General features: G+C 73.3%; 12 protein-coding genes. 1 reads left to right on the forward strand and 11 read right to left on the reverse strand.

What is annotated here, in order from left to right:
- Window positions 1–7: 7 nt before the first annotated feature.
- From ABD481_RS00635 to ABD481_RS00685, 11 genes are all read right to left on the reverse strand, one after another.
- The gene (locus ABD481_RS00635; protein WP_344663460.1) at window positions 8–1,225 is read right to left on the reverse strand and encodes an acyl-CoA dehydrogenase family protein; all 1,218 of its coding nucleotides are present in this window, start codon (window positions 1,223–1,225) and stop codon (window positions 8–10) included.
- On the reverse strand, window positions 1,222–3,531 hold the full coding sequence (locus ABD481_RS00640; protein WP_344663461.1) for a molybdopterin-dependent oxidoreductase: 2,310 nt from the start codon (window positions 3,529–3,531) through the stop codon (window positions 1,222–1,224). The genes ABD481_RS00635 and ABD481_RS00640 overlap by 4 nt, the downstream gene beginning before the upstream one ends.
- Window positions 3,532–3,653: 122 nt before the next feature.
- Window positions 3,654–4,751 (reverse strand): LLM class flavin-dependent oxidoreductase, encoded by a 1,098-nt coding sequence (locus tag ABD481_RS00645; protein WP_344663462.1) that lies wholly within the window; start codon window positions 4,749–4,751, stop codon window positions 3,654–3,656.
- A 10-nt stretch (window positions 4,752–4,761) separates the two neighbouring features.
- On the reverse strand, window positions 4,762–5,607 hold the full coding sequence (locus ABD481_RS00650) for an ABC transporter ATP-binding protein (RefSeq protein WP_344663463.1): 846 nt from the start codon (window positions 5,605–5,607) through the stop codon (window positions 4,762–4,764).
- A complete protein-coding gene (locus ABD481_RS00655) occupies window positions 5,604–6,509 on the reverse strand; it encodes an ABC transporter ATP-binding protein (RefSeq protein WP_425559080.1) in 906 nt (301 codons plus the stop codon). Before ABD481_RS00655 ends, ABD481_RS00650 begins: the two co-directional genes overlap by 4 nt.
- Window positions 6,487–7,422 (reverse strand): ABC transporter permease, encoded by a 936-nt coding sequence (locus tag ABD481_RS00660; RefSeq protein WP_344663464.1) that lies wholly within the window; start codon window positions 7,420–7,422, stop codon window positions 6,487–6,489. The genes ABD481_RS00655 and ABD481_RS00660 overlap by 23 nt, the downstream gene beginning before the upstream one ends.
- Window positions 7,419–8,459, reverse strand: coding sequence for an ABC transporter permease (locus ABD481_RS00665; RefSeq protein WP_344663465.1), 1,041 nt, complete (start codon window positions 8,457–8,459; stop codon window positions 7,419–7,421). The genes ABD481_RS00660 and ABD481_RS00665 overlap by 4 nt, the downstream gene beginning before the upstream one ends.
- A complete protein-coding gene (locus tag ABD481_RS00670; protein WP_344663466.1) occupies window positions 8,456–10,069 on the reverse strand; it encodes an ABC transporter substrate-binding protein in 1,614 nt (537 codons plus the stop codon). Before ABD481_RS00670 ends, ABD481_RS00665 begins: the two co-directional genes overlap by 4 nt.
- A gap of 435 nt (window positions 10,070–10,504) precedes the next feature.
- A complete protein-coding gene (locus tag ABD481_RS00675; protein ID WP_344663467.1) occupies window positions 10,505–11,284 on the reverse strand; it encodes a DsbA family oxidoreductase in 780 nt (259 codons plus the stop codon).
- Entirely contained in the window at window positions 11,281–11,721 is a 441-nt protein-coding gene (locus tag ABD481_RS00680) for a cupin domain-containing protein (protein ID WP_344663468.1), read from the reverse strand. The genes ABD481_RS00675 and ABD481_RS00680 overlap by 4 nt, the downstream gene beginning before the upstream one ends.
- A gap of 79 nt (window positions 11,722–11,800) precedes the next feature.
- Window positions 11,801–12,217 carry an RrF2 family transcriptional regulator gene (locus ABD481_RS00685; RefSeq protein WP_344663469.1) on the reverse strand — a complete coding sequence of 139 codons (417 nt, stop codon included), beginning with the start codon at window positions 12,215–12,217 and terminating at the stop codon, window positions 11,801–11,803.
- A gap of 238 nt (window positions 12,218–12,455) precedes the next feature.
- Here ABD481_RS00685 and ssuE point away from each other — a divergent pair, with 238 nt between their 5' ends.
- Window positions 12,456–13,013, forward strand: coding sequence for an NADPH-dependent FMN reductase (gene ssuE, locus ABD481_RS00690; protein ID WP_344663470.1), 558 nt, complete (start codon window positions 12,456–12,458; stop codon window positions 13,011–13,013).
- Window positions 13,014–13,155: the final 142 nt, after the last annotated feature.

A 13,155-nucleotide genomic window follows, 5' to 3' on the forward strand; every position in this document is an offset into this window, starting at 1 on the left:
GGGTTTCCTAACCGTGGTGGATGGTGCCGGGGCTGAGGGGGTGGCGGGCGAGCGCGGCCTGGCCGGCCGCCGAGACGACGGAGTCGTCCTGCGGGGTGTGCACGCGGGCGCACAGCACGTCCCGCAGATGTCGTTGGAGCGGGTTGCGGCGGGTCAGGGCGTTGTTGCCGACGAGGGCGACGGCGCTCTCCACCGCGGCGATGGCCGCGCGGGTCCCGACGAGCTTGGCGGCCGCGGAGTGCTCGGCGGCCTGCCGGTCGCCCTCGTCGAACCGCCGCGCGAGCCCGGCGACCAGGTCCGCGGCGGCGGTGAGTCCGACCTCGATCTCGCCGACCGCGTCCTGGAAGCGGGGCAGCGTGGCCAGGGGCCGGCCGAGGGCCGAGGGCGTCCGCTCGTGGAGGAAGCCGATCAGCCATTCCAGCGCCGATTCGGCGACGCCGAGGTAGAGGGCGGTCAGGCCGAGGTTGTTCCAGGCGGCCAGCGACGGATCACGCCGCGGGTCCGTCGCGGCCGGGTCGGCGAGCCCGGCGGCGGCGTCCAGCGGCACCCGGACCCGGTCCAGGAGCACGTCGTCGCTGCGGCTGGCCCGCAGGCCGAGATGGTCCCAGGTCGGTTCCACGGTGAGGCCGGGGACCCCCGAATCCGGATCGGCCCGGACCAGGAACGACCCGACCCGGGCCGGGTCCTCGTCGGTGCGGGCCCACACGGCCAGCCAGCGCAGGCCGACCGCGCCGGTCGAGAAGATCTTGTGTCCGGTCAGCTCCCAGGCGTCGCCGCCGACGGCGCGGGCGATCGTCGCCGGCAGTCCGCCGCGCGCCGGGGTGCCCAGGTCGGGCTCGACCCGCAGGGCGTTGACGAGCGCGGGCCCCTCGGCCGAGTCCTGGAGCAGCCGCTCGTAGTGGCGCTCGGGCCAGGACCCGGTCCGGGCCTGGGTCGCGTGGGTGAACAGCGTCATCGCGGTGACCAGGGCGACCGAGGGATCGGCGGCGCCCAGCACGCGCAGGATCTCCGCGGTGCCGGCCAGTCCGGTCCCGGGGCCGCCATGGCGCTCGGCGACGGTCGCGGTCAGCAGGCCGGCGGCGTGGACCTCGGCCACGCCCTCGAAGGCGAACGACCCGTCGCGGTCGTGCTCCTCCGCGCGCTCGGCGAGCCGGGACGCGGCCAGGCGCAGGCCGGGCGCGGTGGGGGTCGGCAGCAGGGGGCGGACAGGGCTCTGCGTGCTCACAGCTGGTCCTTCCGGAGCAGGGGCGGCGGGGAGGTGACGGTGACCGGCGGCGGCGGGCCGGCGAGGCGTTCCAGCTCGACGAGCGCGTGCTGCCCGGTGCAGCCCTGGGACAGGTGCGAGCTGGGCACGTCGGCGGTGAGCACGTTGGGGTTGCCGTGCACGCACAACACGCCGCCGTCGGCGTCGACGACCGGGTCGAACCACGCGCCGGTGGGCAGCTGGACCACGCCGGGGCGGACGTCCCCGGTGAGGACGGCGCCGGCCAGGCAGGCGCCGCGGTCGTTGAAGATCCGGACGACGTCGCCGTCCCGGACGTCGCGCGCCGCGGCGTCGTCGGGGTGCAGGCGCACCGCCTCGCGTCCGGCGACTTTCGCCGCCCGGCTGACGGCGCCGACGTCGAGTTGGCTGTGCAGCCTGGTCGCGGGCTGGTTGGCGATCAGGTGCAGCGGATACCGGGCGGCGGCGGCCGCCCCCGGCCACTCGTCGGGTTCGAGCCAGACCGGGTGGCCCGGGCAGTCGGCGTGCCCGAATCCGGCGACGGCGGCCGAGGCGATCTCGATCCGGCCGCTCGGGGTGGCCAGCCGGGCGCCCTCGGGGTCGGCGCGGAAGGCTTCGAACAGCGTGAACCGGCTCGGTCCGGCCGGCAGCTCGTACTCGCCGGCGGTCCAGAACTCCTCGAAGTCCGGCACAGGGTGGCCGGCCCGGCGGAATCCGGTGGCCCACCCGGTGTAGAGGTGCTCGATCCACTCCCGGGCGGTGCGCCCTTCGGTGAACTGCTCCTCGAATCCCAGGCGGCGCGCCAGATCGGCCAGGATCAGGTAGTCGTCGCGCGCCTCGCCGACCGGTTCGACGGCTTGGTGCATGGCGATCAGGTGGGTGTCCCGGCGTCCGCTGCCGAGGTCCTCGCGTTCCAGGGTGGTGGTCGTGGGCAGCACGATGTCGGCGTGCCGCGCCGAGGAGGTCCAGTACGGCTCGTGGACGACCACGGTGTCGGGGCGGGCGAAGGCCCGGCGCAACCGGGAGAGGTCCTGATGGTGGTGGAAGGGGTTGCCGCCGGCCCAGTACACCAGCCGGATGTCGGGGTAGGTGTAGTCGGCGCCGTCGTAGGTGTAGCCGGTGCCGGGGTTCAGGAGCATGTCCGCGATCCGCGCGACCGGGATGAACGTGCCGACCGGATTGCGGCCCTGGGACAGGTACGGCAGCCGGGTCTGCGGGCCGTGGTCGCCGACGTCGCCCATCGAGCCGTAGCCGTGGCCGAAGCCGCCGCCCGGCAGGCCGATCTGGCCGAGCAGCGCGGCCAGCGCGAGCGCGGCCCAGACCGGCTGCTCGCCGTGCTGGATCCGTTGCAGGGACCAGGTGACGGTGACCAGCGTGCGCGAGCCGGCCATCCGTCGGGCCAGGGCCCTGATCCGGTCGGCGTCGATCCCGCAGAGCGCGGCGGCCCAGTCGGCGTCCTTGACGACGCCGTCGGCGCGGCCGTGGAGGTAGGCGGCGAACTCGTCGGCGCCGACGGTGCAGCGGTCGAGGAAGTCCTGGTCGTGCAGGTTCTCGGCCAGCAGCGTGTGGGACAGCCCGAGCATCAGCGCGACGTCCGTGGCCGGAACCAGCGGGAACCAGTCGGCGTCCAGGGAGGGCGGCAGGTCCGCTCGCAGTGGACTGATCAGGGCGACGCCGACGCCGCGGGCGGCCAGTTCGGCCAGCGCGCCGGGGGTGCCGTGGCGGGTGACGCCTCCGGGGGTGACGAAGACGTTCTTCTCCGGGATGCCGCCGAACGCCACGATCAGCTCGGTGTGCTCCACGATGGTCGGCCACGAGGAGCCGGCGCGCAGCACGGCGTCGGCGTCGCCGACCAGGTGCGGCAGCAGGACGAGCGAGGTGCCGAGGCTGTAGGAGTTCCGCGACGAGGTGTAGCCGCCGAACCCGTTCAGGAACCGGTGCAGCTGGCTCTGCGCGTGGTGGAAGCGGCCGGCGCTGGCCCAGCCGTAGGAGCCGCCGAACACGGCCTCGTTGCCGTGTCCGGTCCGCACGCGGTCCAGCTCCGCCGCCAGCAGGTCCAGGGCCTCGTCCCAGCCGACCTCGACGAACGCGTCCAGACCGCGCCGGGGGCTGGGCCCGGGCCCGTGTTCCAGCCAGCCGCGCCGCACCGCGGGCCGGGCGACCCGGGTGCGGTGGCGCAGCGCGCCGGGGACGTTGCCCAGCAGCGGGGACGGCGCCGGATCGGCGGGATGCGGCTGGACCGCGATCCCGCCGTCGGCGGCCGTCCGCACGCTGTAGGCGCCCCAGTGGGAGGTGGTCGGGGAGGGCATCGGTGTCAGGCCCCTGCCGTGGTCCTGGCCGGGGCCGGGTTCGTGGCCGGGGTCGGGTTCGTGGCCGGGGTCGGGTTCGTGGCCGGGTTCGTGGCCGGGGCCACTTCGGTGGTCGTCACCGGTCAGACCGCCGCGAGCTCGGACCGGTCGGCCTGCTCCCGCACCAGCCGGACCAGGTTGCCGTAGTCGCGGGCGTCGGCCAGCGGCGAGAAACCGCGGATCAGCAGGGTGCTGACACCCAAGGCGACGTAGTCCAGCAGCGACTCGGCGACCTGCTCGTAGCTGCCGACCAGGGCCGTGGAGTTGCCCGCCGCGCCGGTCTCCTTCGCGATGGCGGTCCACAGCCGCTTGTCGTGGACGTCGCCCTGCGCCGCGTACTCCAGCAGGCGCTGCGAGCCGCGCGCCGCCGCGAAGTCCTTCTTGTCGCCGCCCCAGCCCCAGGCCTTGCGGGCCTCGCCGGCCTTCTCCTTGGTGAGTTCGAGGATCTCCGCGGCGCGCGCCCAGGCCTCGGCCTCGGTCGCGGCCGGGATCGGGCGCAGGCTCACGCTGAAGCGCGGGTCGCGGCCGTAGGGCGCGGCGGCGGCCCGGACGTCGCGGATCCGCTCGGCGATCCCGGCGAGCGGCTCGCCCCAGAAGGCGTACACGTCGGCGTGCTTGCCGCCGACGCGGATCGCGTCCTCGGAGGCCCCGCCGAAGTAGATCGGGATCCCGCCGGGCTCCGGGCGCACCGAGGACCAGCCGCCGCGCACGGTGTAGAACTCGCCCTCGAAGTCGAAGGGGTCCGCGGACTCCCACTCCTTGCGCACGATCGACAGGAACTCGTCGGTGCGGCGGTACCGGGTGGACTTGTCCGTCAGGTCGCCGTCGCGGGCCTGCTCCCGGTCGTCGCCGCCGGTGATGGTGTGGAGCGCGATCCGGCCGGAGTGGAAGGCGTCGATGGTCGCGTATTTCCGGGCGGCGTAGGTCGGCGAGACGAATCCGGGGCGGTGGGCCAGCAGCACCGCGAGGCGGGTGGTGTGGGTGAGGATCTGGTCGGCGACGGTGAAGCCGTCGACGGAGGCCGAGGAGTGGGCGACCAGGACGCGGTCGAACCCTGATTCCTCGTGGGCCAGGGCCAGTTCCTTGAGATAGTCGAGCTGGACGGCCGGGCCCTGGACGGCGGCCGTCTCGGTCTCGCTGCCGGGCCGGGTGGAGGCGATGCCGATGAATTCGATGGTCATGGCGGGTTCCTTACGATGCGGGGGTCGGTGACGCGGTGAGAAGCTGTTCGCGGCGCAGGCGCGGCGCGGCGGCGACGAGCCGGGCGGTGTACGGGTCCTGCGGGTCTTCGAGGACTTGGCGCACCGGCCCCTCCTCGACGACGCGGCCGCGGTGCAGGACGGCGACGCGGTCGGCGACGCCGGCCAGGGACGGCAGGTCGTGGGAGATCACCAGGACGCTGGTCGCGGTGGTGTCCCGCAGGTCGGCGAGCAGGCGCAGGACGTGGCCGCGATTAGCGGCGTCCAGCGCGCTCACTGGCTCGTCGCAGATCAGCAGCGCGGGCCGGGTGACCAGCGAGCGGGCCAGCAGCACCCGCTGCCGCTGGCCGCCGGACAGCCGGCCGGGATAGCGGTCCAGGAGCCCTTCGGGCAGGCCCACGGCGTGCAGCGCGTCGGCGACGCGCGCTTCGCGTTCGGCCTTGTCGGCGGTGCCGGCGATCGCGAGCGCCTCGCCGACCGACTCGGCGACCGTCAGCTCCGGGTCGAGGGCGCGCAGCGGGTCCTGGAAGGCGAACTGCAAGCGTCCGGAGCGCCGGAACGCGCGCCGTTCCCGGCCGCGCAGCGCGGAGATCTCGGTCCCGTCGAAGACGATCCGCCCGGACCGGACCGGCACCAGACCGGTGACCGCGCGGGCGAGCGTGGTCTTCCCGGATCCGGTCTCGCCGATGATCCCGACGATCTCGGCGGACCGCACGGCGAGGATCGCCTCGGTCAGGACCGGCGCGCCGTGGCGGCCGCCGTAGCCGACCGTCACGGTGTCGACGGCGAGCAGCGGTTCGTGGCGGACGGCGGCGCGGTCGGGACTCAGGGCACTCATCGGCTCGCCTCCAGAAGCGCCCGGGTGTGCGCGTGCCGCGGGGCCGCGACGACCTCGGCGGTCGGGCCTTGCTCGACCAGGTCGCCCCGGTACATGACCAGCACCTTGTCGCACACCTCGGCGACGACGGCGAGGTCGTGGGTGACGAGCAGCAGGGCCAGGCCGCGCTCGGCCGTCAGCCGGCGCAGCAGCTCCAGAACCTCGGCCTGCACCAGCGCGTCCAGGGAGCTGGTCGCCTCGTCGGCCACCAGCAGGTCCGGATCCCCGGATATGGCGATGGCGATCAGGGCCCGCTGCGCCATGCCGCCGGAGAGTTCGTGCGGGTACCGGTGGTAGACGGTCTCGACATCGCGCAGCCCGACGGCGGCGAACAGTTCCAAGGCCCGCGCGCGGGCGGCGGCGCGGCTCAGGCCGGTGTGCGCGCGCACAGTCTCAGTGAGCTGACGGCCCACAGTGAGCGACGGGTTGAGGTAGGAGGCGGGGTCCTGGAAGACGGCCCCGATCCGGGTGCCCCGGATGGTGTCCCATGCGCGGCGGCCCAGCGCGGTCAGATCGGTGCCGTCGAAGTCGATCCGCCCGCCGGACCGCTCGCAGCCGGGGGCCAGCAGGCCGAGCACCGCGCGGCAGGTGAGGGTCTTGCCGCTGCCGGACTCGCCGACCAGGCCGACGGTCTCGCCGCGCCGGATCTCGAACGACACGCCGTGGACGGCCTCGGCACGGCCGCCGCCGACCGTGACGCGCAGGTCCTCGACCCGCAGCACGGTGGCGGCGTCCGAGGACGCGGGGCCGGCGGCGGACGCGACGGCGCTCGCGGCGCCCGGCTCGGCGACGATCGCGGGCCGGCCGGTGGCCGCGGCTCCGTCCGACGTCACCGGGCGATCAGAGAGCTGGGACCGGGACATGAATGTTCTCCTTCGCCTCGGGCTGGTCAGCGGATACGTCACCGTCTGAAGCATCGGCGGAATCGGCGGCCGCGAATTCGCCGCCGCCGGGCAGCAGGTCGGTGGCTCCGCTGTCGCGGATCGCGTCGGCCAGGGTGTTCAGCGCGCCGGCCGCCACCATGATCAGCAGCCCCGGCGCGAGCGGCGCCCACGGCTGCTGCGACAGGTACTGCAGGTCGCCGCTGAGCAGCCCGCCCCACGTCGGCGCCGGCGGCTGGACGCCGAGCCCGAGGAAGGCCAGCGACGAGACCGCCAGCAGCGCCGCGGCCATGGCCTGCGCGGCCGTCACCGCCAGCGTCGGCAGCACCTTGCTCCAGATGTGCGTCCGGAGGATCCACCACCTCGACGCGCCGAACAGCTCGGCCGCCTCGACGTACTGGGCCCGGGTCAGGCCGAGCCCGGCGGCCCGGGCGATCCGGAAGAAGCGCGGCGCCAGGATCACGCCGATCGCGACCATCGCGGTCGTCAGGGTGTTGCCCAGCACGCCGGTGACGGCGACCGCGAACACGATGTAGGGCAGCGTCATGAAGGCGTCCGCCAGCCGGGAGACCACCCACTCGAAGACCCGGCCGCACCACAGCGAGGCCAGCCCCGGCAGCACTCCCAGCGCCAGCCCCACGCCCACGGCCTCCAGCGCGCCGACGACGGAGCGCCCGGTGCCCTCGATCAGTCTGCTGAGAACGTCCCGACCGAGGTAGTCGGTGCCGAGCAGGTGCCGGCCGCCGGGTCCCTGCAGCACCAGGCTCGGATCCTGCTTCAGCGGGTCGAACGGCGCGATGGCGCCGCCGAAGACCGCGAGCACCGCCACCAGCCCGATGACGGCCAGGGACACCTTGGCGGACGGCAGCCGCCAAGCTCGTCGCAGGGTCCTCATACGGCGGCTCCCGCCGGGCGGCGTGCCTGCGGGGTCAGCCGCAGCAGCACGAGGTTGACGGCGATGTTGCTCACCAGCACCACCCCGATGGTGACCAGCAGCGTCCCCTGGATCAGCGGGATGTCGTGCTGCGAGCCGGACTGGAGCGCGAGCTGGGCGACGCCCGGCAGGTTGAAGATCTTCTCGGCGACGACGGCGCCGCCGATCAGGTTCGGGATCTCAAGGCCGACCACGGTCAGCGCCGGTCCGGCCGCGTTGCGGAGCACGTGGCCGAACAGCACGCGGCGGGCCGGCAGCCCCCGGGCCACGGCGCCGGTGACGTAGTTCTCCTTCACCGCCGCGACCAGCGAGGTCCGGAGCTGGCGCGCGATCGCCGCGGCACCTTCGACACTGAGCGCGAGCGCGGGCAGCAACGCGAAGCGCAGCCACTGGCCGGCGTCCGTGCCGAGCGGGACGTAGCCGCCCGATGGCAGGACCTTGAGGAAGACCGAGAAGACGACGATCAGCGCGATGCCGATGACGAACGGCGGCACCGTCGCCAGCCCCGCGCACACCAGAGTGACCGCGCGGTCGAGTTTTCCGCCCTGCCGCAGCGCCGCCGCGATCCCGGCCGCGCCGCCGAGCACGACCGCGAACGTCAGCGCCAGCACGGCGATCGAGAGGTCGACCGGGAGTGCCTGCCCCACGCTCTGCGACACCGGGACGCTGGTGAAGTACGAGGTGCCCAGATCGCCGGTCAGCGCGTGCCCGAGCCAGCTGAAGTACTGCACGAGCAACGGCCGGTCCAGGCCGAACACGTGGTTCATCCGCGTGATGTCGGCCGGGGTGGCGATGTCGCCGAGCACCGCCGCCGCCGGGTTCGCGTGGCCGACCGCGCCGAGCCCGTAGGTGAGGAACGACGCGAGCAGGAACACGGTGATCGAGGTGGCGACGATCCGCACTGCGCTGCGTCCGGTGCGGGCCGTGCGCCGAAGGGGGTGCCGGGAGCGATCGGGAGCCCGCGCGGATCCGAATTCGGCGGCCGGGACGGCGGTCACTTGATCGTCACACCCTCGAAGCGCTGGACCACGGTGTACGCCGGGATCTCCGAGACCTTCGACGAGCGCGCCAGGATGCGCGGGATCGTGTAGAGGAAGACGTTGGGCATGTCCTTCACCGCCAGCGCGGTGGCCGCCTGGAGCACGGCCGGGTAGTCCGGGCTGTCCAGCGGCGTGACGGCGATCTTGGCCACCGCGTCGAGCAGCTCCGGCGGGACGGTGCGGCCCGGGTTCATGAGGCCCTGCTGGCCGAAGAGGACCTGGAACGCCTGGGCCGCCGAGTCGCGGCCGGCGAAGCCGTCCACGGTGAGGGCGCGGGAGTGCTGGACGTAGACGATCTGGGTGAACTGCGCGGCCGGGATGACCTCGATCTTCACCTTGAACCCGACGGCCTGCAGCTGCGACTGCAACTGCTCCGGCACCCCGGCGGCGGTCGAGGTGGTGATGGTCACCTCCGGGTTCGGGCCGTACTTGGACTGCGCGAGCAGCGCCTTTGCCTTCGCCGGGTCGGTGGGGTACGGCTCGCCGATCGCCGGGTTGTTGCCGACGTATCCCGCGGGGAACGGCTGGTAGGCCACGTCGCCGTAACCGAAGTTCGCGGTCTGGAGCAGGGCTTTGCGATCGACGGCGTACTTCAGTGCCAGGGCCACGTCCGGGTCGTCGAACGGGGCCAGCGCGGTGTTCACGTCCAGGGTCGCGACCACCAGCGACGGAATCACCTGCACGGTCAGGCCCGCGGCCTTGGCGGCGGCGATCTGGCTGCCGGGGATCTGCGCGAGGTTGTACTGCCCGGACTGGAGCCCGGCCACGACCGTCGCCGCGTCCGGCAGCGGGTAGAGCTCGACGCCGGCGAGCTTGATCTGGTCGGCGTTCCAGAAGTTCGGGTTGCGGGTCAGGACCGCTTTCGAGTTCTGGGTGTACGAGGTCAGGGTGAACGGACCGGCGCCGACCGGCTTGAGCGCCAGGCCCGTCGCGTCGGCGGTGAACGCGGTGGGGCTGACGATCATCCCGGTCTTCCCGGCGAACAAGTTCGGGATCTGATAGTCCGGGCGGGCCAGGTCGATCACGACGGTGACCGGGTCCGGCGCCGTGACGGTCTTGACGCCCGTCAGCTGCGAGGCGATCAGCGAGTTCTTCGCGTCCCGGCCGCGCTCAATGCTCTGCTTCACCGCGGTGGCGTCGAGCGCGGTGCCGTCGCTGAACTTCAGGTTCGGGCGCAGGGTGAAGGTCACCTGGGTGCCGTCGGAGTTGTACTTCCAGCCGGTCGCCAGGGCCGGTATCGCGTCGCCCTTCTCGTTCTCCTGGGTCAGCCCGGCGTAGGCCAGGGACAGCGCGTGGACGTCCCAGCCCGCGGAGGAGGTGACCGGGTCCCAGGAGGTCGGCAGCGCCCAGCCCCATTTCAGGGTGCCCGAGGCACTGCCGGCGAGCTGGGCGTTCGGTCCGGTGGTACCGGTGCCGGTACCGGCGGTGCCGGCGCCGCCGCACGCGGCGAGCAGCGCTCCGCCGGCGGCGCCCAGGCCCAGCGCGAAGAAGCCCCGGCGGCTGGTGCCGCCGCGGGAGACGGTGGACGCGATGGCAGACAAGGGTGAGGGGGCGTCGGTGTTCGACATCGGACGGAGTCCGCCTTTCGAGGCGTATGCGGGCACGCCGACGGCCCGGCGGCACCACGGGTGTGGGCAACGGCGTCGGAACAGAGTGCTGGGAGTCGAGAGCTGAGGAAGCGGAGAGGGTGCGGCGCGGCGCAAGGGTCAGGGCGCGCAGCGCATAGCGGACGCCGGATCGCGCCGGCACGCGGCGATCCGGGTTCTCTCCTGCGGAAGTGATGAAGCGATGCGGCCCTGGAAGAGGCCGGGGCGACCGGGGCGGGTGTCAGGCGTCAGCGGACGCGAGCACCCCGGGAAGGCAGAGCCTTCAGATACGCGGTGCCGGGCAACACAGGGCGCTGGAGGTGCGCCTGAAGTCGACGTAGCGGCAAACCACGCCGGGGTGTATCCGGGTCATGCAGCTCATGGTGGCGAGACTGGGCCCCGCTGTCAATTGATACATCAAAGTGTCTTATTGCTTGAGACCCGGGACGTCGCAGGTCCCTGACTTTCGGGGTCCCCGATCGGGGTGCCCGGAGCGATCGCGCGCAGCGCGTCAAAGTACTGCTCCAGCGGGCGCCAGCCAGGGACCACGGCCCGTCCGGCCGGGCCGGTGAAGACGAGCGTGGGCAACGCGTACCGGTAGCCGTCCGAGGGATCCTCGCCCAGCGGTTTGGCCTGGCCGTTGTGCCGTCCGGGCGTCGTGATCCGCAGCACTTCGGCGCTCGGCGCGCGGGTCTCCGCCCAGTCGCGGCGCACGGCTTCCAGCACTTCGGGGCTCGCGGCCGCGCGCGCCAGCTCCGCCGCGTCGAGGCCGGCAAGCCCGTCGAGCGCCCGGTTCACACGCTCCGGCGTGTCCGCCGGCTCGCCGTCCAGGAAGGTGGTCTCGCGCAGCCGCCGCAGCACCGCGTGCGCGACGTCAGGACCCTGCGCCTCCGCGGCCTTGCAGGCCAGCGAGGCGGGCCAGCTGCTGGCGGCGACCCGCGTCAACCGTTCGGGGCAGGGGGCCGCGGTGTGGGTCGAGATCTCCCGCAGCTCCTGGTGGTACCAGGCCGCCTCCGCCGCCGGGTCCGGCGGCGGGTCGTCGCAGTCGTCGAAGAGGATGCCGAAGACCCGGCGCCAGTGCGCGCGGCCGTCGAGCGCGGCGCGCAGCCGCTGGAACTTGGGCTCGGAACCCCAGGCCCAGGGGCACGCCGGATCGGTGAACTCGACGACCGTCAGCGGACTGTCCGGGCCGGTCATGACCCGTCGGGTCCCGCGTCGCGGTCCACCGGCGCCCACAGGCTCGGGAGGTTCACCACGATGCCCTCCTGGCTGCTGCGGGCGATCACCACCACGGCCTCCTCGGCCCCCGGGTTCTCCTCGCGGTGCGGCACGAACGGCGGGACGAAGATGTAGTCCCCCGGCTCGGTCTGGATCCGGACCTCTTCGGAGCCGTCGGCGAAGACGAACACCGGGTTGCCGGACACCACGTAGATCGAGGTCTCGGAGGCGCCGTGGTGGTGGTCGCCGGAGTTGGTGGACGGCGCGACGTGGGTCTGGCCCATCCACACCTTCGAGGACCCGACCGTCTTGCCGGAGACCGCCTCGAAGCGGGTCATGCCGGTGGTCTGGTTGGTGTCGCCGCTCAGCTCGGCGCCGCGGACGTGCCGCAGCGCTGCGTGCCAGTGGTCGGTCATGGCAAGCCTTCCCTCGGTCGAATCGGTCGGAACGGTCGGAACGGTGAAGCGGTCGGAACGGTGAAGCGGTCGAACGGTTTCAGGCGCTCACGGCCAGCGAGCCGGCGAGCAGGTCCGCGACGCTGATCCCGGACAGGAAGTCCTCCGTCCGGGCCCGCAGCGCGGTCCACAGCAGCGCCATGGACCCGGCCGGCGCCGGGTACAGCACCGACTCCGGCGGGTCCCCGTTGATTGTCAGCATCTCGCCGTCCACGGCGGCCACGATCTCGGCCAGTGAGATCGTCGAGGCCTCCCGGGCCAGCCAGTAGCCGCCCTCGCAGCCGCGCTGGCTGCGCACCAGTCCGGCCACCCGCAGGTCGCGGACCACGGCCTTCAGGAAGCGGTAGGGGATCTGCTGGGACATGGCGATGCCTTCGCAGGTGAGCGGGCGGGCGGTGTCCGCCGCCAGCTCGACCAGCACGCGGATCGCGTAGTCCGTCCTCGCCGAGATGCGCATCGGTTTCATCGGTCCTTGTCGGGATGCGGATGGGAGCCGTGCCCGCCCGTCCGCCACCAGGGGAGAGGCTTGACACACCGGCACCGTATCAAAATAGACTCATCGTGGTGTCCTTTCCACCGGCGGCGTCCGTGGCACCGGATCGCCCCACCCACGACGGCTCGCGCGGCGGCGCGGCCGGCCCCTAGCGGCGGCCCTTCCGGCGGCCGCCGTCCAGCCGACGAAAGCGACATCCGCCATGGCGACCATCCTGACCGTCTCCGCGAGCCCCGCCAGCCCCTCGAAGACCGCTCGCACCCGATCCCTCGTCGACGGATACCTGGCCGACGCCGGCCACACCGTCCGCTCCCTCGACGTCCGCGACCTGCCCCCGGCCGCGCTGCTGCACGCCGACACCACGCATCCGGCGATCGCGGCGGCGATCGAGCTGTTCGCCGGCGCGGACGGGGTCGTGGTGGCGACCCCGGTCTACAAGGCCTCCTTCTCCGGACTCCTCAAGACCCTCCTGGACCTGCTCCCGCAAAGCGGACTGGCGAACAAGGTGGTCCTGCCGCTGGCGACCGGCGGCACCCTGGCGCACGTCCTGATCCTGGACTACGCCCTGCGCCCGGTCCTCACCGCCTTGGGCGCGCCGGCGGTCGTCCAGGGGCACTTCCTGCTCGACCAGACCTTCACCCTCGATCCCGACAGCGGCCAGGCGACCCTGACCGCGGACTCGGAGGTCTCGTTGCGCCGTGCCGTGGACCGGTTCGAGCGCGAGCTCGCCGTGCGCGCTCCGGTCGCGGTGGCCGCTTAGGCGGCGGCGCACGCCGCGTAGGCGGCGTTCAGTCCGGGACTAGGGCCGGTTTAGCCGCCGCGCCGAGAATGGCTGTCGAAGCTGCGTCACAGCGGCCCGGCGGCGGACGAACCGGGCCATCACTGGAAAGGGTTTGATCCAT

It is taken from the genome of Catenulispora yoronensis (assembly GCF_039531695.1).
Taxonomy (GTDB): Bacteria; Actinomycetota; Actinomycetes; order Streptomycetales; family Catenulisporaceae; genus Catenulispora; species Catenulispora yoronensis.

Coding starts and splice junctions, on each gene's coding strand:
- ABD481_RS00640 (WP_344663461.1), bottom strand. CDS start 3,531: ATGCCCTCCCCGACCACCTCCCACTGGGGCGCCTACAGCGTGCGGACG.
- ABD481_RS00645 (WP_344663462.1), bottom strand. CDS start 4,751: ATGACCATCGAATTCATCGGCATCGCCTCCACCCGGCCCGGCAGCGAG.
- ABD481_RS00650 (WP_344663463.1), bottom strand. CDS start 5,607: ATGAGTGCCCTGAGTCCCGACCGCGCCGCCGTCCGCCACGAACCGCTG.
- ABD481_RS00655 (WP_425559080.1), bottom strand. CDS start 6,509: ATGTCCCGGTCCCAGCTCTCTGATCGCCCGGTGACGTCGGACGGAGCC.
- ABD481_RS00660 (WP_344663464.1), bottom strand. CDS start 7,422: ATGAGGACCCTGCGACGAGCTTGGCGGCTGCCGTCCGCCAAGGTGTCC.
- ABD481_RS00670 (WP_344663466.1), bottom strand. CDS start 10,069: ATGTCGAACACCGACGCCCCCTCACCCTTGTCTGCCATCGCGTCCACC.
- ABD481_RS00675 (WP_344663467.1), bottom strand. CDS start 11,284: ATGACCGGCCCGGACAGTCCGCTGACGGTCGTCGAGTTCACCGATCCG.
- ABD481_RS00680 (WP_344663468.1), bottom strand. CDS start 11,721: ATGACCGACCACTGGCACGCAGCGCTGCGGCACGTCCGCGGCGCCGAG.
- ABD481_RS00685 (WP_344663469.1), bottom strand. CDS start 12,217: ATGCGCATCTCGGCGAGGACGGACTACGCGATCCGCGTGCTGGTCGAG.
- ssuE (WP_344663470.1), top strand. CDS start 12,456: ATGGCGACCATCCTGACCGTCTCCGCGAGCCCCGCCAGCCCCTCGAAG.